We start from the raw sequence: 21,503 nt of genomic DNA, 5'->3' as shown, positions 1-21,503 counted from the left end.
TCAACGAACCCGCGCCCCGATCGCCGGATGATCTACGGCCTTGACAGCCGCGCCCGACATGCACGAGCACGAACACGCTCGCTCACGCCACCCCACCTGAACAGCACCGAACCGTTGGCGGATGCTCACTGTACGGGGTTTCGGCAGAATCACCCAGCCTGCTGTCATATGTTCAGGGTAGTGCGGCCGAGCCTATTTTCCGCTAATTAAATCTTTGACGCAGCGAGCTGCCCTCGGACCGTGGACAGGATGACGGGTTCACGCGCCCGGGTCCGGTTTGATCGGTGGGAGAACGCCCGCGCGCACGGCTTCGAGTTGTGCCGCGGCGGCCAGTCCGAGGAAGAGCGCGATGGCGGTGAGGTTCGCCCACACGAGCAGGGCCATGATCGCGGTCAGTGGTCCGTAGGTGGCTCCGAAGGTGGTGCTGCCCTTGACGTACCAGGCGAGCAGAGCGGTGAACACGACCCAGAGCAGGAGTGCGAGCCCGGCGCCGAACGCCAGCCAGCCGACGGCGGGTTGGCGGCGGCGGGGGGAGTTGCGGAAGATGATGCTGGCGGAGATCACGGCCAGCGCGATCCCGAGTGGCCAGCGGGCGCAGATCCAGGCGAGGTGGGCCGGGTGCGGCCAGTGGTAGACGGCGGCGAGCGCGTCGCCCACCGCGCCGCCCGCCACGACTACGACGAGTCCGCAGGCCATGGGCACGCCGGCGAGCGCCGCCAGCGCGGCTGCCATGCTGTACTTGCGCGGGAACGGGCGGTCGCGTTCGACTCCGTAGATCCGGTTGGCCCCGCGCTCGATCTGCCCCATCGCGGTCGTCGTCGAGACGAACGCGACCACCAGCCCCAGCCAGAGCGCGACTCCGCCGGCGGCGCCGTCCGCCTGGGCGCCGTCGAGCGCCGCACGCACGGTCGGCTGGCTCGCGCCGGGCGTGATCTGGTCCAGCACGCGCGCGAGGATCTGTCCCGGCGCCTCGTGGTGCACGGTCGTGGACAGGCCGAACAGCGCGATCACCGCGGGTATGACGGCCAGACAGATCTGGAAGGCGAGCGCGCGGGCGTGGCTGAAGCCGTCGGAGTAGCGGAACCTGATGAAGGAGTCGCGCAGCAGCGTGCGCACTCCCGTGTGCTTGAGCGTGCTCCAGGCGTCGTCGGCGGACAGTTCGTCCCCTGACAGGTCACGGGTCTGCGGGACCTTCGTCGCGGTGCTCACGACGCCACCTCTGCGGCGGCCGGTACCTGCTCGGCGGGCAGCCGCACGGTCAGAGCCCTCGGCCACACCTCGACCTCGGTGCGCGCGGAGTCCGGCAGTACTTCTCCGTCGGCCTCGCGTGGCGCCGGACGGCGCGTACGTATGCTGATGCGCCGGCCGCGGTCGCGGTGGACGGGCCCGCCGCTCGGACGACGTCCCGGTCGGTGCAGCGCGGAGGCGGCGCGCAGCCAGCCGAACGGGCCCGAGGGCGCCACCACGGCCACATCGAGCAGCCCGTCGTCGACCTCGGCCTCGGGCAGGGGCTCGAAACCCGCCTGCAGGCGGCCGATGTTGCCCACCAGGAGCATTCCGGCCCCGCGGAACCGGGCCGTCCTGCCGTCCACCTCGACCACAAGACCGGTCAGGCGTGTCGAGAGATTCCTGACGGCGGCGACGACGTACGCGGCCCAACCGGCGCGCTTCTTCAGGCCGTCGGGAGCATCACGCACCATGGCGGCGTCGAGGCCGAGGCCGGCCATGCCGAGGAAGACGTGTCCGTCGAAGCGCCCGACGTCGATCCTCCGGTCCACCCCGTGCGTCAGCACACCGATCGCTTCGTCCGGGTTCCGCGGCACGCCGAGGTTCATCGCCAGCAGATTGCCCGTGCCGAGCGGCACGATGCCCAGGGGAACGTCCGTACCGGCCAGAACCGCGGCGATCTCGCCGACGGTACCGTCACCGCCGCAGGCGGCGATCAGGCCGGCGCCCTGGCCCACGGCCGTGCGCGCGGCCGCGGCGCCCTCGCCGGCCTGGTGGGTCACCTCCATCCGCGGAGCCGGGAGCCCGGCGTCGGCGCAGCAGCGGCTGAACGTCGCGAGCAGGTGGCGCGCGGTGTCGTCGTCGGCCTTCGAGCCGTTGACGATCAATACGGCTGCGTCCTGTGGCGCGGAACGGGAACGCTCGGTGAGCGGCACCGCGCGATGCGCGCAGAAGAGCGACATCCCGCCGAGGAGCGCGCCCGCGGCGACGTCGCTCGGGTGATGCATCCCCCGATACAGGCGCGATCCACCGACGGCGACCGGGACCAGGAGCAGGAGCCAGGCCGCGCGGCGGCGCGTCGCCGTATAGACGAGCAGTGCGACCGCGCCGTACAGGGCGACGGCGGCGGCGGTGTGCCCCGAGGGAAAACTCGAGGTGGGTGGGGAGACGTCGAGTTCGGATACCGCGGGGCGAGGGCGGTGAACGAAGCAGGTCGTGATCAGGAAGACGCTCAGTTCGACGAGGACGCAGAACGCGATGAACGCGGACTCCGTCCACCGCCCGCATCGCCGGCGGGCCCACAGGATCGCCGCGAGGGTGAGCACACCGGCGCCGACCGTGTTCGCGGCCGTACTGAAGAACCCGGAGACGTCGTCCGCGAGGCGGTCGCGCCGGGCCGCGAACCAGCGGTCGACCCCGTCTTCGGCCGACAACGGCCACAGGTGCGGGAGTTCTCTCGTCACGAGCAGCCCTAGGGCGATCATGACCGCCGACAGGATGCTGACCGAGAGTGCGAACGATACGAAGTACCGCCGTGCGCGCTCTGCCCGCTCTGCCCGCGCCGTGCGGAGCGCTCTGGGAGACATGCACACCGCATTGCCGTCGGCACCCGATTCATGCGGTGGTCAGGTATCTGCACGCGGGCCGGCCGCGGCGGCCTCGCTCTCCTCGGGGGCGACGCCTTCCGACGCGGGATGGACCCGAGGCCTCGCGTGTTCGCGCCGCCAGGCCTCGAACGCGGCCGTCGTCCCGGCGAGCAGGCCGACCCCGAGCAGCCAGCCCCCGACCACGTCGCTGGTCCAATGCACACCCAGCGCGATCCGGCTGTATCCCACCGCCAGCGGAACCAGGACGGCGACCGCCCAGGCCGCGGCCTTCTCCCACCCACGGTGCAGCCACGGCAGCGCGCACAGCAGGATCACGCCGGCGGCCAGGGTGGCGGTGAACGCGTGACCGGAGGGGAACGAGAAGCCCGGGGCGGTGGCCACCGGCTGAGCGAACACGGGCCGGGCGCGGCCCACCACACTCTTGAGAACCGTGTCGACGAGCGCGCCGCCGATCATGGTCGCCGCCGCCCACAACGCCAGGCGGCGGGCCCCGCGCAGCCACAACCCGACGACCAGCAGCGCCGTCGCGATGCGCAGCACCGTCGGCGACCCGACGTCGGAGACGACCACCATCGCGTGTGTCCACGCAGGATGGCCCAGAGCCTGCCGATGGAGCGCGTCCGCAACGGACTGGTCCAGGTGGCGCAGCGGCGACCATGCGCCCTCGACCGCCAGCACGATCAGCCCGACCGCGACCGCCGCGGGCACGGCGACCAGCACCACAAGGGCGAGACGCGGACTCAGCCGCCCTCTGACGGCCCGCGGGATTCGTCGGCGAGAACTCATCAGCCCATCATTGCCGGATCGGGGCCACTCATACGCCATGTGTCCACGGGATCCGGAAGTCGGGGCGCGGGCATCCGCCTGGAGTATCCTGCGCCGGTGGAACTGCTGCGTACCGAGCGGATGATCCTGCGGCCGTGGGCCGAGCAGGACGTGGCGGCCTTCTTCGACATCTACTCGCGCGACGAGGTCGCGCGGTGGCTTGGAGCGCACCCACGCCGCCCGGTCTCCGATATCGAGGACGCGCGCAAGCGGCTGCTCGGCTGGCGCAAGTTCCACGACGGCTTCGAAGCGCCCTACGGCCTGTGGGCGATGGTTCCGCACGGTCCTGATGCCCTGGACGGCGGCTCCACCGCCCAGGACGGCCCGGCTGCCCCGGTCGGCACCGCCTTGCTGCTCCCGCTGGCCGACGACGACGGCCCGACCGACCAGGTCGAGGTCGGCTGGCACCTGCACCCGGACTTCCAGGGCCGCGGGCTGGCCACCGAGGCAGCCGCGGCGCTGCTGACGGTGCTGCCGGCGAACGCCCCGGACCGGGTGCTGGCACTGACCGACCTGGACAACACCAGATCGCAGGCGGTCGCGACACGCCTCGGCATGGTCGATCAGGGGACGACCGACCGCTGGTTCGGCGAGACGCTGCTCCAGTTCTGCTGGACTCGCCCGCCCGCCGCCTAGCGCTAGCCGGCGCTGCGATCGGGATTCTGGGGATTCCGGATCACCGCGCCGGCCGGGCCGTCATGGTCACCAGATCCGGACGCGCGATTCCGGCTCGAGGTAGAGCGCGTCGCCGGGCTGCACGTCGAACGCCTCGTAGAACGCGTCGATGTTGCGCACCGTCGCGTTGCAGCGGAACTCCGGCGGTGAGTGGGGGTCGGTCGCCAAGCGCCGGATGGCCGCCTCGGCGCGGACCTTGGCCCGCCACACCTGCGCCCAGCCGAGGAACACACGCTGGAGCGCGGTCAGGCCGTCGAGGACCGGGGCCGGGTCGTCGCCGAGGGCGAGCCGGTAGGCGACCATGGCGATGGAAAGACCGCCGAGGTCGCCGATGTTCTCACCGACCGTCAGAGCGCCGTTGACCGTGTGCTCGGGCAGGCCCGCGGGGGACAGGACCTCGTACTGCGCGACCAGGGCCGCGGTGCGCTTGCCGAACTCCGCGCGGTCCCCGTCGGTCCACCAGTCCTCGAGGTTGCCGTCGCCGTCGAACTTGGCGCCCTGGTCGTCGAAGCCGTGTCCGATCTCGTGGCCGATGATCGCGCCGATGCCGCCGTAGTTGGCCGCGTCGTCGGCCTCCATGTCGAAGAACGGCGGTCGCAGGATGGCCGCGGGGAAGACGATCTCGTTCATCCGCGGGTTGTAGTACGCGTTGACGGTCTGCGGAGTCATGAACCACTCGTCGCGATCGACCGGGGAGCCGAGCTTGCGCAGGTTGCGGTCGTGCTCGGCGGCGAAGCCGTTGCGGTAGTTGCCGACCAGGTCCTCCGCGGCGATCTCGACGCCGGAGTAGTCGCGCCAGGTGTCCGGGTAGCCGATCTTGGTGGTGAACTTCTCCAGCTTGACCAGCGCCGCACGCTTGGTCTCCGCCCCCATCCACTCCAGGGCGGTGATGTTGGCCCGGTAGGCGGCGGTGAGGTTCTCGACGAGTTCGACCATCCGCGTCTTGGCCGACGGCGGGAAGTGCTCGGCCACGAAGAGCTTGCCGACGGCCTCGCCGAGGAGGTCTTCGACCAACTCGACGCCGCGCTTCCAGCGCTCGCGCTGCTCGGGGGCGCCCGAGAGCCGCTTGCGGAAGAAGGCGAAGTCCTCCTCGACGAACGCGTCCGTCAGATAGGGCGCGCGGGCATTGATGATCTGCCAGGTCAGCCAGCTCTGCCAGTGCGCGACCGGCACGCTTTCCCACAGCTGCGCGAACGCGGTGACGAAGCTGGGCTGGCGTACGTTGACATCGACGAACCGCGTCTCGGGCGCACCGGGCAGCGCTACGGCCACCTCGGAGGCCCACGCGGCCCAGGGGAAGCCGGGGTTGTGCGCGGCAAGGTCCGCGAAGCGCGTCGGGTTGTAGCCGAGTTCGGCTTCACGGCGCTTCACCACGTCCCAGTGCGCCGCGGCGATCCGGCGTTCCAGCTCGAAGACGACGGCTTGGTCGTCGTCGACGCCGGCCAGCGCGAACATGCGGCCGATGTGTTCGACGTAGGCGGTGCGGATCTCAGCGTGCTTCTCTTCGCGGTAGTACGACTCGTCAGGCAGTCCCAGCCCGGACTGCATGAAGTTGGCGACGTAGCGCTGCGAGTCCTTCTCGTCGTTGATGACGTACACGGCGACGGCGCCGCGCACGCCGATCCGCTGAAGCCGGCCCATGAGCGCGGCCAGCGCGGTGCGGTCGGTCGCCGAGCGCACCGCGGCCAACTCCTCGGCGATCGGCGTCAGCCCGGCCGCGGCCACCGCGTCGGTGTCCATGAAACTGGCGTAGAGAGCACCGATCTTCCGTGCCTCGCTGTCCGGCTCCGCCGCCGAAGCTGCGACCGTCTCGATGATCGCCCGTACGTCGGCTTCGGCGCGATCGCGCAACGCGAGGAACGGGCCGTCCTCCGAGCGGTCGGCGGGAATGGCGTGTTCGGCCAGCCAACGCCCGTTCGCGTGGGCGAACAGGTCGTCCTGCGCGCGCGTATCGCGATCGCCATTGTGTATGTCAATACCGGACTTATCAGTCATGTGCGAAGTCACCTTGTGAGTATTACTAGTCCTGCCGTGAATGCGCCATCCTTTTTCGGCGCGGATCCGCGCGTCCCACCGGGACCGAGCCCTTGCCGTCCCAGTTGGTCGGCGCGCCGGTCGCGTCGCAGGAGTAGCGGCCGCCGTTCATACGGACGAACGTGGAGGTGGGGACGTTCAGCCCCCAGAGCGGGGCGTCGGCGGCAGTCTGGCCCGGTGCCACGTGGTCGCCCTGGCGCGCGGTCACGGTCGTGCCCTCGAGCAGCACCGGGATGGTCGAGCCAGCCCTGCCCGGATTCCCGCTCCCGTCGCGCGAAAGGACTACACCCGAGCAGCAGGTTCTCGGGCCCTCAGGCTCGGGCTCACCCGGATGGCCCAGCGCTCGAGCCGGCGCGTACATGGCGCCGGGGAGTGGGCCGTCTCATGATGGGTGGTGTGCGAGCTTTCGTCTGCCGAGGACGGTCGGGACGATGAGCGGTGAGGAAACGCACGGTGAGCAGGGCTCCGGGCTGGAGTCGGAGCCGCGGATCGCGGTTTCCCGGCTGAACTGGGCCGGGCGGCCGAGCGAGGCGGTGGAGGTCGCCGACCGGCTGCTGGCCGAGCTGAGTGACCCGCGGGAAATTCTGGGCGTGCAGTTGGGCAAGCTCTCCACACTGCTCAACGCGGACCGGCTGCGGGAGTGTCCGGCGGTCATCGACGCCGCGTGGACGCTCATCCAGGGTCACGACGCCCGGGCGGCCGATGTGGGCGAGTTCCACGCGTTGGCGGCCTTCTTCGCGTACCGCGAGGGCTCACTCGAACGGTGCATCACCGACCTGGTGCGCGGCGCCCAGGCCCTCGAGGCGGTCCCGCTGGACATCAGTGCGCTGCGGCCCTGGCTCTCCATGGCCGTCACCTATTCCTACGTGGGCTTCCACCGGCACGCCGTCGCCGCGCACCAGCATGCGGAGCACATCGGCCGGCTCGGCACCGACTGGGACCGGGTGCACGCGGCGCATCCCGAGATCCGCGTGCGCCAGGCGGTGTACCTGGACCAGTGCGGTGAGACCGCAGCCGCCAAGGCCATCCTCGGCGACCTGGTCCACCGGCTCGGACCCGACGGGCTGATCCCCGTGGAGGTGCCCTACCTCGGTTACGCGATGGCACGGTTCGCGGCCCTCGGCGGCCGCGTCGAGGGCGATGTGCGCCGGCTGCTGAGCCTGAACCACGAGCACTTCCCCGAAGCCGCCGAGCTGCACCGACTGGGGCTGGCGGCGCTCGCGATCGCGCAGGGCCGGCCGCAGGACGCCCTGGAACTGCTCAGGAACGGGCAGACGGTGCACAGCCGCCTGGGCGCCGCGGAGGTTCCGAGACTCAGGGCCCTGGTACACGTCGCGGAGGGCGACTACGCCGCCGCGTACGCCGCCGACCGCGAAGTCGCCTACCTGCTCGCGCATGGGGCCGAGCGCGTCTACGACCTCTTCGTCGACGGCATCACGGCCCGGCTCAACTTCGACGAGCTGCGCAGGCGCTACGCCGACGAGGCGCAGACCGATCCACTGACCGGCCTGCCCAACCGCAGATACCTGGAGCGCCACGTCGCGCAGTTCGCCGAGAGCAACACGCACGGCGTGCTCGGCGTCGCGGACGTCGACGGCTTCAAGCAGGTCAACACGGTGCACGGACACCTGGTCGGTGACGAGGTGCTCCAGCAGATCGCCGCGATCCTCTCCCGCACCCTGCGCAGCGACGACTTCCTGGCCCGCTACGGCGGCGACGAATTCGTGATCGTGCTCCCCGGCGCGGCGATGGACGAAGCCCGTGAGATCGCCAGCCGGATGGCCGCGGCCGTCGCGGCCAACGACTGGAGCGACCTTGCTCCCGGAACTCCGGTCACCCTCACCATGGGCCTGGCCGCGCTTGAGGGCCAGGACCCGCAGGAGGCGTTCCGCACTGCCGACCTGCTGATGCTCGAGGCCAAGCGCTCGCACGGGACGCAGGCTTGACCACGGGACTCGCGGCAGCGCGGTGGGGGAGGCGTTGACCGGGCCTGGGACGAGCGATCACGCGAACCGGGTGCGCTACGGCGCGAACCGCGTCTGGGGCTGGGGTCGAGGTCCGGACCGGGGCCGGGTTCGGGGTCGAAAATCCACCGTATCGGCGAACTCTGTCTCACCTTGAGTTACCCGATGGAAACGCTGGGTTTTGAATTGGTCCAGACCACCGGGGTAGCCTGGCCGTGCTCGCTCCGCCGGTTGAAGCGCGCAATGACCCACGGAAGGCAACCCACATGCCCGTCGCACCTCATCCTGCTCCGCCCAGGCATCTGTACGCCTCCATCGCGGACAAGCTCCGACACTCCATCGAGACACGGCAGATCAAACCGGGGTTCAACCTCCCCTCGGAGCGGGGCCTGGCCGAGTATCACGCCGTCACCCGCCAGACCGTGCGTGCCGCGGTCGACCAGTTGCAGTCGGCCGGGCTCGTCACCCGGGATCGGCTCGGTACCTATGTCCTGGGAATCGACGCCGGGCCGGGTCTCGGCCTGCGCGGCGGTCCGACTGAAGGGCACGACTTCCCCGGCCTGCTGCTGCGCACGCCCGTGGTGCGCAGCACCGGCCTGCTCACCGAGGCGGGAAGGGATGCCGGCGAGGACGCGGGACACGAATCCCTGGTCTACCGGCACTGGGTGTACTGCCGCGGCGGGTGCGTGGGGCAGAGGTCGGTCTCCTCCTTCCATCGCCGACTTGTCGAGCTCGTGCCACCGCTGGCCGAGGCGGTGGAAAGGGTGCGCGGCGACGAGCAGGTCGCGTCGATTCGGCCGCGTGGCGTGGACCCGCGTCTCGGCTCGGTGCTCGGCTGGCTGCAGACGCACTTCCCTGACGCGCGACAGACCGACCGCGTCCAAGCCCTGCCACACCCCGTGCGCCATGCGGCGCCGCGCGACCCACGTCCCGCCGCACACGTTCACGTCGAGCGCACCATCAGCAACCCCGACGGGCTGGTTCTGCTGCGTACGGTCTTCCGCATATTCGACGATCAAGCGCTGCTCACGTCCCAGCCTGCCACCACAACGTACGGCCGCGGTGCCGGCACCCCGGGCCGGTCGCAGGCTCGGCTCCCGGGTGTCCATCTCGGCACTCATGACCGGGTAGCGCTCGAGTCATGGCTGCGGCCCGCGGCACGTGAGCGGCACCTGGCCACGCGCGCTCGCATCATCCTCGCCGGCGAAGAGGCGACGGTCGAGGAGGTCGCGGCCCAGCTCGGCATCAGCGATGGGCTCGTCACGGCCTGGCTCGGTCGATACGTGGCGGGAGGGATCGACGCCCTGCGGCAATCGGTCCGAACGCCACACACCATTGGCTCGTCGAGTGGCCTCTCGGGTGGTTGATGACTGCTTGATATGTCCTGCACAGGCGTGGGTTTCTACGACGACCCGGCAGCCGAGGCCTTCGTCCCCCGGAACGCGGCCAGCGTAACCCGCTGGCCTTCGTCGAGAGCTGCGCCAAAGGGTGGTCCGTGGCCGTTCAGAACAGTCGCCAGTGGCCCTCGGATACGATCTCGACGACTCCGTCGACGACCTTGATCGCGGTGTCGTCGTCGATGGCGTAGGCCGGGTTCGGCAGGGCGGCCGCCCAGCGTTCGGCGTCGGCCATGGTGTTCTCCGGCAAAGCCGGGTGGTCGAGGTGCGGGAAGATGGAGAAGTCGACGAGGCCCAGGGTCTCGTCGTTGCCGGCGGGCGATTTCCAGCCGACGAATTCCTGCCCGATGCGGGGCGCCATCACCATGCTGCCGGCGCTCAGTCCCACCCATACCTTCTCGTGGAGGGACGGGACCAGTTCCGCCAGGCCGGACTCGCGCATCCAGTGGCACAGATACAGCGCGTCACCGCCGTTGGCGAGCAGCACGTCGGCCTGCTGGACCCAGGGCAGCCAGCGCTCCGCACCGATGCTGGGCAGGGCGGTGAGCTCCAGGACGCCCATGGATTTCCAGCCGAGCTCACACATCGGGGTGGTGGACCGCCCGGTGATGAAGCGCCAGGCTCCGGCCGGGCTCCCCGTGGGGTGTCCGTAGCCGGCGGTGGGGATGCACAGGGCGTCGGCCTCCTCGACGGGCTTGCCCAGGAGGTCGACCATGGCCTGGCGGATGCTGGGGTTCTTCACTCCGGCGGAGGTGAGGAGCAGCTTCACGATGCCTCCAGCGCAGGGGTCATCGTCCCTGCGGATAGGTGCTGTGTCCCGCCGTGGCGGCGCGGGCGGCCCGGGGTCGGCCCAGGTCGTTCGCAGTGTGTCATGCGGTACTGACACCAGGGTGATGCGTGACTCCTCGCTGCAAAGGGGCTGCACCCATACGAGATCGGCGTACGGTACTACGCGACCGCCCCGCGCGTTGGCCGATCTCCCACGCACAGTCGAGGGCGCGGTGCGAATAAGACCTTGGAACCCGAGGCCGGAGATCGCCTGGCCTGGTCGGGCCGTGCTCGCGGCACATCGTGCGTCTGGCCCGGGAGAATCACCGGTGGACCATCCAACTCGCGCGCCAGCTCTCCGGGCAGCTCGAGGAGGCCGGGCGCCGCCGATTCGACGTCCTGGCTCAGTGCCTGGTCTCGTACCTGGTCAGGACCACGCCGTCGGCAAACGTCCGGGTCTCGACCAGGGTGAGGTTCACCCAGTTGTCCAGGGCCGTGAAGAACGGTGTGCCGCCGCCCACCAAGACCGGGGCGGTGGCCAGCACGTACTCGTCGATCAGCCCGGCTCGCATGGCCGCTGCGGCGAGTGTGGCGCCGCCGATGTCCATGGGGCCGCCATCCTCGGCCTTGAGCCGGGTGATCTCGGCGACCGCGTCGCCGGTGACCAGGCGGGCGTTCCAGTCGACTGCGCTGATCGTCGAGGAGAACACCGCCTTCGGCATCTCCAGCCAGCGGCGGGCGAACTCGACCTGCGCCGGCGCGGCGCCGGGCTGCTGGTCGGCGGTCGGCCAGTAAGAGCTCATCGTCTCCCACAGTTTGCGCCCGTACAGCGCCAGACCCGTCGCCGCCACCCGGTCGGACCACCACTGGAACAGCTCATCGGACGGCACGCTCCAGCCGAGGTCGTCACCGGGTGTGGCGATGTAGCCGTCCAGGCTCACGTTCATGCCAAAGGTCAGCTTCCGCATTCCGTCAGCCTCCCATGACTCGGCATTTCGGCATACGGACCGACACGGCGCGGAAGCCTCGTGATGGTTTTTCGCTCGCTCGACGCATTCAGGCTCAAGCGGCAGCGGTGTTGCTCGGCGACGCACCCGCCGCATCCGGCGGCGTCCAGCATGCTCCGTTCGGCCGGGTGACGCGCCCACTTCCGGGTGACGGTCCCTGAGCTGACGCCGCGTCTGGGTTTCGATGCCGCTGGTCCGCCCCGACTGACGAAGGAGACGACGCTTCATGCGACAAGGCCCGCTGGCCCGCCACTATCCCGCGGTCGCGCTGATGGTCGTCCTCGCTCTGGTCCCGTACCTGGCCCTGTCGGCGGCCTTGAACTCGCTCACCCCGATCATCGCCGGCCAGCTGCGGATGAGCGTGCAGACGGTCGGCCTGGCCGCGGGCCTGGCGAACGCCGGTTACGCGGTGGGCACGATCCTCGCGGTGCAGCTCGCCCAGCACCGGCCGCAGCGCAGGATGCTGTTGATCTACGGCTGCCTGCTGGTGATCGGCTCCGTGCTGGCCGCGGCGGCGACCGGCCCGGCGATGTTCATCGTCGGACACGTACTGCAGGGCCTGTGCACCAGCCTGCTGCTGATCGCGGCCGTCCCGCCGCTGATTCTGGGGTATTCGCTGGAGCGGATGCGCGAGACGGCGATGATCATGAACATGTGCATCTTCGGCGCGGTCGCGCTCGGTCCCGTGGTTGGCGGGATCCAGGCGAACGCGCACGGCTGGCGGCCGCTGTTCTGGATCATCGCGGGCATCGCGGCCGCGGCCCTGGTCCTGTCCCTGCTGACGTTCGAGGACGATCCGCCCGCCAATCCGGACGCCCCGCGCGATCCGCTGGCGATCGGTCTTTCGCTGGTCGGCTGCGTCGCAGCGTTCTACGGCGCCTCGGAACTGCTCACCCACTCCTTCCGCAGCCCCGGGGTGTGGATCCCGCTGCTCGGCGGACTGGCGCTGATCGTGGCTCTGGTGGTGCACGAATACACCAGCGCACGGCCGCTGCTGTGCGTGAAAGGCCTGGTCAGTACTTTTCCGATCGCCGGGATCACGGCCGCCGTGTGCGCTGCGGCCGCGTCCGTCTCGGCGATCGCGCTGACCGGGGTCGTGCTGACCGGCCGGTACTCGCCGCTGCACCTGGGCCTGCTCTACCTGCCCGAGTTCGCCGGCGCGGTGCTCACCGCGATCATGTTCGGGATCGTCTTCAAGACGCGGCTGCTGCACTACTACGCGTTGACCGGAATGCTCGTGCTGGCCATCGGGATCCTGGTGGTCAACGGTGCGTCGCCGCCCACGGGCCCGCTGGTCGCCGTGGGCTCGGGGCTGATCGGCATCGGCGTGGGCGCGTCCGTCGTCCCGGCGCTGTTCATCGCCGGATTCTCGTTGCGCTCCAGCAGCATTCAGCGCGTGTTCGCGCTGATCGAGCTGGTCCGGGCGGTCGCCGCCTTCATGGTCGCTCCCATCCTGCTACGCGTCGCCCAGGTCGTCGGCTCTGACCCGGCCGCGGGCACGCGCACCGCCCTGTGGATCTGCTTCGGGATCTCGATCCTGGGCGCGTCGGTCGCGGTCGGCCTCTACCGGCTCGGCGGCGTGCGCCCCCCGCAGCCCGCGCTCGAGCGGTGGCGCGGCGGTGTGGAGCCCGCATGGGACTCGCCGCCGCTGCTCGCCGCCCGCGCCCGCTAGCCAGCGGACGTATGGCCGCGCACGGCTTCTGCCGACGCGATGGCATCCGCGGTGGTGGCCTACAGTCCCGCGCCGCCGGTGGCGTCGATGACCCGCCCGGTCACCCAGCGGGCGTCGTCGGAGGCGAGGAACGCGACGATGTCTTCGGGCTCTGCGACCCTCCCGAGCGCGGCGAGCGATGCCGCGTGCGCTCGGGCCCGCGGGTTGCCGCGCAGCCAGCCCGCGTTGACGTCGGTGTCGACGATGCCGGGCGCCACCGAGTTCACGGTGATGCCGCGTGGGCCCAGTTGCCTGGCGAGGTTGAGGGTGCACCAGGCGCGGGCGGCCGCCGAGCTTCGAGCGCGACGGCGCGCTGCAGGCCGCGACCCGGCTGTTCTGGGAGCGCGGCTACGAGGCGACCTCCATCGGCGATCTCACCGCGGCGATGGGCATCAGGCCCGGCAGCCTCTACGCCGCGTTCGGCGACAAGAAGACCCTGTTCAAAGAGGCCGTGCACGCTTACGGGCGCGCACCGGCCGGCGCGTTCGTCGCCGACGCGCTGGCCCAGGAGCCCACCGCCAAGGCCGCCTTCGGGCGCATCCTGCGCGAAGCGGCACTCATCTACCCCGACCCCGGCCACCCACCCGGCTGTCTGACCATCAGCGCCGCCACCAACGTCACCCTCCAGGACGCGGACGTCGCACAGTTCCTCCGCGACCTGCGCAACACGAACCTGGCCGCCTTCGAGACACGCCTGCACGCCGCGAAGAACGAGGGCGAGCTACCCTCCACCGCCGACCCCGCCGCCCTCGCAGGCTACTTCGCAACCGTCATCCAGGGCATGTCACAGCGCGCCCGCGACGGCGCCACGGCAGCCGAACTCACCCAGACGGCACGGATCTCCCTGTCCGCGTGGCCCGCGGCCGACGACTGACCAGCCGCCGGTCCCGGCCTACTGGAACGTTTCGGGTAGAAACACCTTGTGACGTCCGGCCGTGGACAATTCGGTTGACGTGCCCTGACTTCTCGGACAGGCTGTGCGCCTCTTGTCATCTCTGGGTAGGGGCTGCCGACGTGGAGTTCGCACCGTTCGATTCGAGTACGGCAACCGACGCGGATTACGCGGCGATCGCCGAAATGCGGGCGCGTATGCACGCGGTCGACCGGGTCGGATCCCCGCTGCCCACACTGGCGACCACGCTCGAGCTGATGACGAAGCAGGACGCCGCGGCCCTGGCCCGCCGCAACTTCTGGCTGGCCCGCGACGATTCCGGCCGCCTGGTCGGCTTCGGGACGGTGTCGTTCCCCGAGCAGGAGAACACGGAAACGGCGTTCGTCTCCCTCGAAGTCGACCTCGGCCGTCGCCGCGAGGGCATCGGCACCGCGTTCCTGAAGGCGGTCCTCCCGGCGGTCCAGGCGGCCGGCCGCACGCGCGTCATGGCGATGAACGTCACCACCGACGGGTCCGACGGCGAGCGCTTCGCCGTGGAACTCGGCGCGGTCTGCACTCTCCCCGGGCTGATGCAGACGCTCGAGGTCCCCTCGGTCGACCGCGCCCTGTGGGACGTTCCCGCGCCGGACGGGTACCGGCTGCAGGGCTGGTCGGGTGCGGCGCCCGAGGAACTCATGGCCTCCTACACCGTGGCGCGCAACGCCATCGCGGACAAGCCGGCCCAGGCCTCGGACTGGGAGGAGATGGAGTGGACGCCGGAGCGCATCCGCGAGGATGAGGCCTCGTTCGCCGCGTCCGGGCAGGACTACCGGATCGCCATCGCCGTCCACGAGGCCACCGGCGAGGTCGCCGGTTTCACCGAGATCGTCGTGCGGCCCTCGGCGCCCGAACTCGCCCAGCAGATCGACACCGCCGTGCTGAAGGTCCACCGCGGCCACGGACTCGGCCGGGCGATCAAGGCGGAGATGATGCGCCGTCTGATGGCGGAGCGGCCCGAGGTGGAGCAGGTGGCGACCACGACCGCGGCGGACAACAGCTACATGATCGCCGTGAACCACTCGATCGGCTACACCGACGCGCGAGGGTTGGGGCACTTCGAGGTGGCGGTCGACGATCTGGCCGCACGGTTGGGGAGTTGAGCCCAGGTCGAGTTCTCCTCGTGGTCCATTCGAGTGAATTCACTGACATGGACGGGCTCATCGCACCACAGGCTCTCCGGAATCGGAGTTAACGTCGTAGGTTGATTTGCGACGAATGTGGTGAACGACTTCGATGGACCGAGGAGCGGGTGACCTTGCAGAGTTGCCACAAGCGCAAAGCCTGGGAAACGTTGGCCTTCGCCGCCGTGGCCGTGGTGGCCATCGCCTCACCGGCCGCGGCGGCGGTGTCTTCGGGCACGACGGTTCAAGCGTCGCCCTCGACGGCGACCACGGGGCAATCGGTGGATCTGACCGCGACGGTGACCTGTGCGGGAGACCCGAGCGGCGGCCTGGGCGTGACCTTCTTCGACGGCTCGAACCTCCTGACCACCGTCGCCGTGGGAACGGACGGGACGGCGAGCTACCAGGCCGGCTTCACCTCGACCGGCACTCACACGATCACCGCCGCGTACAACGGCAACGACAACTGCGACGCTTCGAACGGTACGACCACGGTCGACGTGACCGCCGCACCGGCACCCCCCGCGCCGACGTCCGGGCTCTGCCTCCTGACCTGCAACAGCTTGATCAACATCAGGATCGACAACGTCGGCAACATCAACAATATCTACAACATCTACAACGATTTCGGGAGCAGCTCGCCCGGAGGCCGTCACTGATCAGATTCCGGGGCCGGCCGTGTACGTGAAGCCGCCGATGAGGGTGGCACTGCCACCGGTCGTGGTGAGCACCACGTCGGCCGCGCCGGCGGTTCCGGGCGGGGTGACGAGGGATACTTCAGTGTCACTGATGACCGCGAACGGCGCGACGGTGCCGCCTACGGTGACCGACTGGGTGGTGGTGAGGCCGTTGCCGGTGACCGTCACCGCGGTGCCGCCGGAGGTCGGACCGGCGTCGGGGGTGGTGGAGGTGGCCGTGGGAGCGGTCACGTAGGTGTATGAGAGCCCGTTGTTGCTGCCGCCGACGGTGGTGACGGTCACCCCGACCGACCCGGTGGCGCCTGCGGGGACGACGACACTGATCACGCTGTCGGACACCACGGTCGGCGTCGCGCTGTTGGCGCCGAACGCGACACTGGTGGCGGTGGACAGTCCGGTGCCGGCGATGGTCACGGTGTTGCCGCCGGCTTCCGGTCCGGAGCTCGAGCTGAGAGTGGCCTTGAACGGCGCCCCCACGTAGTAGAACGCCAGCGGGTTGCTCGTGCCGCCCGGCGTGGTCACGGTCACGTTGACGGTCCCGCTGCCCGAGGGCGAGATCACCGTGATGAAGGTGGGTGTGTTGGCGGTGATGGTGCCCGGCTTGGTGCCGAACGTCACGGCGGTCGCGCCCGAGAGGTTGACGCCGGTGATGGTGACGACGGTCCCGCCGCCGGTGGATCCCTGGTTCGGCGAAATCGGCATAGCGCTGCTCCCTTGCACTTGGTTGATGCGACTCGGAGGTCAGCAGGTCGGTTGCCGCCGCCGGCCGCGTCGAGGCGGGCCGATGTGGTGTGCTTCGGCCTCGAGTATCGGAATCGGAAGGGCGGCGGCGGTCGAGCGCTGCGCGCGGCGGTGACCGGGCCGTTCGAGCGGCCGCGGCGGTGCTCGGGTACGAGCTCGTCGAGTCTCGGCCACGTCCGCCCGGGCAAGGCGTGGTGGCGTGGTGGGCCCGGCAGCAGAACCCTGGTCCAGGAATCGGGGAGGGGCGCCCCTGCGACGCGCGGCCCGACCGTCGTAAAGGACTGACAAACGAGCCGACCGTCGCTCCCCTGGAGAGGCGGGTGGCCCACCGGTTTGGCTACTATCAGTAAGCTGCGCAGGTCATCCCGCCGCAAGGGTCCTGACCCGAAATCACCCCTTCGGGCGAAGCCGGTGGCCGGTGGCCGGTGAAGGTCTCATCTCGACGAGGAAAACGCCCAGGCCGTGTGCGCCGCAGGTTGTGGCCCGGGACTCGAAAGAGTGGTTTCGGGTCGGGACTATTGCGGGGCGATGACCTGCGGGGGTTACTGAAAGTAGCTGACCTCGGGCCGTTCATTTCCCGGGGAGAGCGGCAGCCGGTTCGAGAAAAGGCGCTGCGGGCCAGCACCCGGAGCCCGTCGCGACCAGAGCCCTTCTGCCGGCAGCAAGGAGCGTGGAAGGAGTCTCAATGGCGCCAGTCATCAGCAGCATCAGCCCGGTCCAAGGCCCCACTGCCGGGGGCACGGCTGTCACGATCACCGGTACCGGGTTCACGGGTGCCACCGGGGTGTTGTTCGGGTCGGTCTCGGCGTCGTTCGTCGTGGTCAGCAGCACGAAGATCACGACGACGGCTCCGGCCGGCTCGGGTTCGGTGACCGTGACGGTGACCGCGCCGGGTGCGACGAGCAACGGCGCGAGCTACTCGTATGTGGCAGCGCCAGTCATCAGCAGCATCAGCCCGGTTCAAGGCCCGACTGCCGGGGGCACGGCTGTCACGATCACCGGGACCGGGTTCGCGGGCGTCAGTGCCGTGTTGTTCGGTTCCGCGTCGGCGTCGTTCACCGTGGTGAGCGGTACGCAGATCACTGCGACGGCTCCGGCCGGCTCCGGTTCGGTATCGGTGACGGTGACAACGCCCGGTGGGGCCAGTAACGGTGCGACCTTTGCGTATCTGGCCGTGCCGGTCGTCAGCAGCATCGGTCCGGCGCAGGGTCCGAGTACGGGCGGGAACACCGTCACGATCACGGGGGCCGGATTCACGGGTGTCAGTGCCGTGTTGTTCGGTGCGGCTTCTGCGTCGTTCACCGTGGTGAGCGGTACGCAGATCGCTGCGACGGCTCCGGCGGGATCAGGTTCAGTGTCGCTGACGGTGACGACGCCGGGCGGGACGAGCAGCGGTGTGACGTACTCCTACGTGGCCGCGCCGGTGGTGAGCGCGCTGAGTCCGGCGCAGGGTCCGAGTACGGGTGGGAACACGGTCACGATCACGGGGACCGGATTCACCGGCGCCACCGGGGTGTCGTTCGGGTCGGTCTTCGCGCCGTTCACCGTGGTCAGCAGCACCCAGATCACCGCCACCGCACCTGCCGCACCCGTGGCGCCGGTCGAAGTCACGGTCGTCACCCCCGGTGGCACCAGCAACGGAGTGTTGTACTACTACCTTCCACTGCCGACTGTCGCCGTCGTCGCCCCTGCCACGGGGCCGGTCGTCGGCGGTAATACCGTCACTATCACCGGCACCGGCCTGACGCTTGCCACGGCCGTGCATTTCGGAGCCGGCGCGGCCACCGCGGTCACGGTCGTCTCGGACAACCAGATCACCGCCCACGCCCCGAGCGGCACCGGGACCGTGACGGTCACGGTAACCACGCCGGGCGGCACGAGTCTGCCGGGAGCGGGCAACCCGTCCTACACCTACGTCGCGCTCCCGGTCATCAGTGCCCTCAGCCCATCTCAGGGCCCGGCAAGCGGTGGAGCTGCGGTCACCATCACCGGCAGCGATCTCGGACTGACCAAGACGGTCCTTTTCGGCGCCATCGCAGCGCCGTTCGTCGCCATCTCAGACACCGAACTCGTGGCCACCAACCCGGGCGGCGCCCCCGGCCCGGTCGCCGTCACCGCGTCGGGGCCGGGCGGGGTCAGCAACACCGCCACCTACCAGCTGCTCGCCGGCCCGAGCGTGTGAGCCGGACCATGTGGCTGCGGACACGTGGGGACGCTATCCCAGCGCGTTCTCCAGCAGGGCGGCCCGCCATTGCGAAGGCGGGGTTCCGTACGACTGGGTGAATCGGCGGCTGAAGTGGGCGGCGTCGAGGAAACCGCAGTGCGCGGCGAGAGCGGCGATCGAAATGTTCTTGGAACTGCGCAGCTGGCGCTCCGCCGCGGCCAGGCGCAGGTCCATGATGGTGGCGACGATGGACCTGGGCTGGCCCGACCAGATCTTGTAGAGCAGGCGTCGGGAGATGGCGTGGTCGCGTGCGATGCGCTCCGGGGTGATCTGCGGGTCCAGGCAGTGCTCGTGGATATGGCGGACGATCCGTTCCAGGAGGTAGTTCTCGACTGCCTCCCGGGCCGGGCGCTCCCGGGAGGTCATCAGGAGGCTTCGGGCCAGTTCGGCCGTGGAGAAGCCCACGGCCGCCCCTTGCCCGGATGAGTCGATCTCCTCGACGTCGCGGCACAGCGTCTGCAGATGGTCGCGCATCAGGTCGTACAGGGGGCTGAGCGCCAGCCGGGCCGCAGAGTCCTGAACAGATTCGACCGACACGCCCAGTCGGTCGCGTTCGATCAGCATGACGTGCACCGTTCCGCTTCCGTTGCGGGTGTACGCGTAGCGGGAGTTGACCGCTGTCGCGTAGAGGCCGCCGGGACGCGGCGAGCGCCCTTGCGGGTGCTGCGCGAGTGAGCCGGAGCGACCCTGGTGTACGAGCAGGGCCACCCGGTCCGGACCCACCTGGCGCAGGTGTCGTTCGTCGCGCGTGTGGACGGCTCCGCTGCCCCGGTACTGGATCAGCGTGACGTCGGGTCCCAGTTCCCACGCCTCGATCCGTGCGTTGACCTGGTCGTCGGGATCTGTGAAGCGCACGTCGTGAGGTGCGCTCGTCTGCGCGATCAGTGAGCGCAGCGCCTCGGCCCGGCGCCCTGCCTTCTGGAGGTCGGTATCGATGATCACAGCCATGGTCGTACTCCGGCGTCCGTCGGGTCCGCATGCTGATGGGCCGGGCCTCGCGTTTCATGGTTGTGATAATCAACCAGGAGCGTCCGATTCAGCCGCGTGCCCGCTGCGGGGTGTGAGGTCTCGCGCGCAGAACCCCGGAAGGGTCTGGCTCGTGGGTGCCAGTCAAATGCCGGCACCCCTGGTCCGGCCACGAAGAACGACACGAAAAAGTGCCGAGTGAAGGACATGCCTGTGGAACCGACTTTCGCGACGGAGCTGCGCCGACTGCGCCACGCGGCAGGACTGACCATCGAGGGACTGGCCGCCAGATCCGGTCTGACGGACCGGGCGATCAGCGAGCTGGAGCGCGGCCGCAGCCGCGGCCCCCAGCACCGCACCGTGGCCGCGCTGAGCCGGGCCTTGGATCTGGACGGTGCTGGCCGCGAACGCCTGTCCGCGTTGGCTCGGGCCGGGCGGCCGCGCCCCCCGGCCGAGGCAGCCACTCCCTGCGCCCTGCCGCGGGCTGTCACCCACTTCACCGGCCGCACGAGCGAACTGGCCGCGCTCAGTGCTCTGACCTCCGCCGGTGCCCACGGGACGGATCCGGACCGTCCCAGCACCGTCCTGCTCTCCGGCCAGGGCGGCATCGGCAAGACCGCTCTGGCCGTCCACGCCGCCCGCATGATGCGCGAGCGCTTCCCCGACGGCCAAATGTACCTGGATCTGCGGGGTCTGGACAGTCAGCCCTTGGAACCGGGAGCTGTATTGACGCGCCTGCTGCGCGCGCTGGGGGTGCGGGAGCGCGAGATCGCCCAGGATCTCGACGAGCGCGGCGCCCAGTACCGGGCGTTGCTGCGTGAACGCGCGCTCCTGCTCCTGTTGGACAACGCGGCTGACGAGGCGCAGGTGCGGCCCCTGCTGCCCGATACCGGGGCGGGCACGGTGCTGCTGACCAGCCGCCGCCTGCTCACGGGACTGGAGGGGGTGAGCCGGCTGCCCCTGGCTCCGCTGCAGGCGTCCGACTCCGCGGCTCTGCTGGCGAGCATCCTTGCCGACCGCGACGCCGCCGGTGCGGAATCCGGGCCGTACCGGCCACAGCCGGAAGAGGCCCTCGAAGCCGTGGCCGACCTGTGCGGGCACCTGCCGCTCGCGCTGCGGATCGCCGGCAACCGCCTGCTCACCCGACCCGCGTGGAGCACGGGGGATCTCGTGGCGCGGCTGGCGGACGAGAAGCGGCGGCTGGAACACCTGCGAGCGGGGGACGTGCGTATCACGGCGGCCTTCGCCCTGTCCTACGAGCAGCTCACGGACTCCGCCCGCGCATTGTGCCGGCGGCTGTCCCTGGTTCCGGGCCCGGACTTCTCGCTGGAACTCGCCGCCGTTCTCGCCGACGATTCCCTGGACGCCGCCGAGGACGCCCTCGATGAACTGTACGAACTGAGCCTCTTGGAGCAGCGGACCGCGGAGCGCTACGCGTTCCATGATCTCATCCGCCTGTTCGCCGGTCGCCGACTCGGCGAGGAGGAGTCGCAGGCCGAACGAGACCTCTGCTTCGACCGGATGACCGGCTGGCTGTTGGAGGTGGCCGCCGTGGCAGGCCGCTGGTTCCTGTTCGACGGGGGCGGCCCGGCTGCGGGGTGTGAGGG

The 21,503-nt window shown here is 70.2% G+C and carries 18 protein-coding genes and 2 pseudogenes; 10 read left to right on the top strand and 10 right to left on the bottom strand.

The window, feature by feature from the left end:
- Positions 1-258: 258 nt before the first annotated feature.
- The 3 genes from KDL01_RS25285 to KDL01_RS25275 all read right to left on the bottom strand — a co-directional run bounded on the left by KDL01_RS25285 (position 259) and on the right by KDL01_RS25275 (position 3,620).
- Positions 259-1,209 (bottom strand): YihY/virulence factor BrkB family protein, encoded by a 951-nt coding sequence (locus tag KDL01_RS25285; protein WP_212531090.1) that lies wholly within the window; start codon positions 1,207-1,209, stop codon positions 259-261.
- Positions 1,206-2,711 carry a bifunctional phosphatase PAP2/diacylglycerol kinase family protein gene (locus KDL01_RS25280; RefSeq protein ID WP_212531089.1) on the bottom strand — a complete coding sequence of 502 codons (1,506 nt, stop codon included), beginning with the start codon at positions 2,709-2,711 and terminating at the stop codon, positions 1,206-1,208. The genes KDL01_RS25285 and KDL01_RS25280 overlap by 4 nt, the downstream gene beginning before the upstream one ends.
- A gap of 141 nt (positions 2,712-2,852) precedes the next feature.
- The gene (locus KDL01_RS25275; RefSeq protein ID WP_212531088.1) at positions 2,853-3,620 is read right to left on the bottom strand and encodes a phosphatase PAP2 family protein; all 768 of its coding nucleotides are present in this window, start codon (positions 3,618-3,620) and stop codon (positions 2,853-2,855) included.
- A 96-nt stretch (positions 3,621-3,716) separates the two neighbouring features.
- On the opposite strand from KDL01_RS25275, the gene KDL01_RS25270 reads away from it, so the two are divergent.
- A complete protein-coding gene (locus KDL01_RS25270; protein ID WP_212531087.1) occupies positions 3,717-4,295 on the top strand; it encodes a GNAT family N-acetyltransferase in 579 nt (192 codons plus the stop codon).
- A 66-nt stretch (positions 4,296-4,361) separates the two neighbouring features.
- On the opposite strand, the gene KDL01_RS25265 is transcribed toward KDL01_RS25270, so the two are convergent.
- Entirely contained in the window at positions 4,362-6,329 is a 1,968-nt protein-coding gene (locus tag KDL01_RS25265; RefSeq protein WP_212531086.1) for a M13 family metallopeptidase, read from the bottom strand.
- 25 nt (positions 6,330-6,354) lie between these two features.
- On the bottom strand, positions 6,355-6,597 hold the full coding sequence (locus KDL01_RS25260; protein ID WP_212531085.1) for a hypothetical protein: 243 nt from the start codon (positions 6,595-6,597) through the stop codon (positions 6,355-6,357).
- Positions 6,598-6,799: 202 nt separating this feature from the next.
- Here KDL01_RS25260 and KDL01_RS25255 point away from each other — a divergent pair, with 202 nt between their 5' ends.
- Together KDL01_RS25255 and KDL01_RS25250 are read left to right on the top strand one after the other, a co-directional pair.
- Positions 6,800-8,314 (top strand): GGDEF domain-containing protein, encoded by a 1,515-nt coding sequence (locus tag KDL01_RS25255; RefSeq protein ID WP_212531084.1) that lies wholly within the window; start codon positions 6,800-6,802, stop codon positions 8,312-8,314.
- Between the two features lie 284 nt (positions 8,315-8,598).
- Positions 8,599-9,699 (top strand): GntR family transcriptional regulator, encoded by a 1,101-nt coding sequence (locus KDL01_RS25250; protein WP_212531083.1) that lies wholly within the window; start codon positions 8,599-8,601, stop codon positions 9,697-9,699.
- A gap of 136 nt (positions 9,700-9,835) precedes the next feature.
- Here KDL01_RS25250 and KDL01_RS25245 read toward each other — a convergent pair whose 3' ends face one another.
- Both KDL01_RS25245 and KDL01_RS25240 read right to left on the bottom strand, forming a co-directional pair.
- Entirely contained in the window at positions 9,836-10,498 is a 663-nt protein-coding gene (locus KDL01_RS25245; protein ID WP_212531082.1) for a Type 1 glutamine amidotransferase-like domain-containing protein, read from the bottom strand.
- A gap of 403 nt (positions 10,499-10,901) precedes the next feature.
- A complete protein-coding gene (locus KDL01_RS25240) occupies positions 10,902-11,465 on the bottom strand; it encodes a dihydrofolate reductase family protein (RefSeq protein ID WP_212531081.1) in 564 nt (187 codons plus the stop codon).
- 265 nt (positions 11,466-11,730) lie between these two features.
- Between KDL01_RS25240 and KDL01_RS25235 the strand changes: the two genes are divergently transcribed.
- Positions 11,731-13,176 (top strand): MFS transporter, encoded by a 1,446-nt coding sequence (locus tag KDL01_RS25235; RefSeq protein ID WP_212531080.1) that lies wholly within the window; start codon positions 11,731-11,733, stop codon positions 13,174-13,176.
- 59 nt (positions 13,177-13,235) lie between these two features.
- Here KDL01_RS25235 and KDL01_RS25230 read toward each other — a convergent pair.
- Positions 13,236-13,484 (bottom strand): annotated as a pseudogene (locus tag KDL01_RS25230) (SDR family oxidoreductase); the annotation flags it as partial.
- A 44-nt stretch (positions 13,485-13,528) separates the two neighbouring features.
- On the opposite strand from KDL01_RS25230, the gene KDL01_RS25225 reads away from it, so the two are divergent.
- The 3 genes from KDL01_RS25225 (at position 13,529) to KDL01_RS25215 (ending at position 15,926) form a co-directional block, all read left to right on the top strand.
- On the top strand, positions 13,529-14,089 hold the full coding sequence (locus tag KDL01_RS25225; protein WP_212531092.1) for a TetR/AcrR family transcriptional regulator: 561 nt from the start codon (positions 13,529-13,531) through the stop codon (positions 14,087-14,089).
- Between the two features lie 140 nt (positions 14,090-14,229).
- Positions 14,230-15,246, top strand: a complete 1,017-nt coding sequence (locus tag KDL01_RS25220) for a GNAT family N-acetyltransferase (protein ID WP_212531079.1) — start codon at positions 14,230-14,232, stop codon at positions 15,244-15,246.
- A gap of 191 nt (positions 15,247-15,437) precedes the next feature.
- A complete protein-coding gene (locus tag KDL01_RS25215) occupies positions 15,438-15,926 on the top strand; it encodes an Ig-like domain-containing protein (RefSeq protein ID WP_246576963.1) in 489 nt (162 codons plus the stop codon).
- On the opposite strand, the gene KDL01_RS25210 is transcribed toward KDL01_RS25215, so the two are convergent.
- Positions 15,927-16,667, bottom strand: coding sequence for an IPT/TIG domain-containing protein (locus tag KDL01_RS25210; RefSeq protein WP_212531078.1), 741 nt, complete (start codon positions 16,665-16,667; stop codon positions 15,927-15,929). It lies immediately after the preceding gene.
- A 724-nt stretch (positions 16,668-17,391) separates the two neighbouring features.
- Between KDL01_RS25210 and KDL01_RS46820 the strand changes: the two are divergent.
- Together KDL01_RS46820 and KDL01_RS43750 are read left to right on the top strand one after the other, a co-directional pair.
- A pseudogene (locus KDL01_RS46820) lies at positions 17,392-17,814 on the top strand (IPT/TIG domain-containing protein); the annotation flags it as partial.
- Positions 17,815-17,823: 9 nt separating this feature from the next.
- Entirely contained in the window at positions 17,824-18,888 is a 1,065-nt protein-coding gene (locus KDL01_RS43750; protein WP_438801985.1) for an IPT/TIG domain-containing protein, read from the top strand.
- 33 nt (positions 18,889-18,921) lie between these two features.
- On the opposite strand, the gene KDL01_RS25200 is transcribed toward KDL01_RS43750, so the two are convergent.
- Positions 18,922-19,878: a helix-turn-helix domain-containing protein gene (locus KDL01_RS25200; protein ID WP_212531076.1), complete on the bottom strand. Its 957-nt coding sequence runs from the start codon at positions 19,876-19,878 to the stop codon at positions 18,922-18,924.
- 231 nt (positions 19,879-20,109) lie between these two features.
- On the opposite strand from KDL01_RS25200, the gene KDL01_RS25195 reads away from it, so the two are divergent.
- Positions 20,110-21,503 (top strand): helix-turn-helix domain-containing protein (locus tag KDL01_RS25195; RefSeq protein ID WP_212531075.1); only part of this gene is annotated, 1,394 nt, incomplete at its 3' end.

The organism is Actinospica durhamensis (assembly GCF_018139695.1).
GTDB lineage: Bacteria > Actinomycetota > Actinomycetes > Streptomycetales > Catenulisporaceae > Actinospica > Actinospica durhamensis.
This window is presented reverse-complemented; position numbering and strand designations above follow the sequence as displayed.

Coding starts and splice junctions, on each gene's coding strand:
- KDL01_RS25280 (WP_212531089.1), bottom strand. CDS start 2,711: ATGATCGCCCTAGGGCTGCTCGTGACGAGAGAACTCCCGCACCTGTGG.
- KDL01_RS25275 (WP_212531088.1), bottom strand. CDS start 3,620: ATGAGTTCTCGCCGACGAATCCCGCGGGCCGTCAGAGGGCGGCTGAGT.
- KDL01_RS25265 (WP_212531086.1), bottom strand. CDS start 6,329: ATGACTGATAAGTCCGGTATTGACATACACAATGGCGATCGCGATACG.
- KDL01_RS25255 (WP_212531084.1), top strand. CDS start 6,800: ATGAGCGGTGAGGAAACGCACGGTGAGCAGGGCTCCGGGCTGGAGTCG.
- KDL01_RS25250 (WP_212531083.1), top strand. CDS start 8,599: ATGCCCGTCGCACCTCATCCTGCTCCGCCCAGGCATCTGTACGCCTCC.
- KDL01_RS25240 (WP_212531081.1), bottom strand. CDS start 11,465: ATGCGGAAGCTGACCTTTGGCATGAACGTGAGCCTGGACGGCTACATC.
- KDL01_RS25235 (WP_212531080.1), top strand. CDS start 11,731: ATGCGACAAGGCCCGCTGGCCCGCCACTATCCCGCGGTCGCGCTGATG.
- KDL01_RS25210 (WP_212531078.1), bottom strand. CDS start 16,667: ATGCCGATTTCGCCGAACCAGGGATCCACCGGCGGCGGGACCGTCGTC.
- KDL01_RS25200 (WP_212531076.1), bottom strand. CDS start 19,878: ATGGCTGTGATCATCGATACCGACCTCCAGAAGGCAGGGCGCCGGGCC.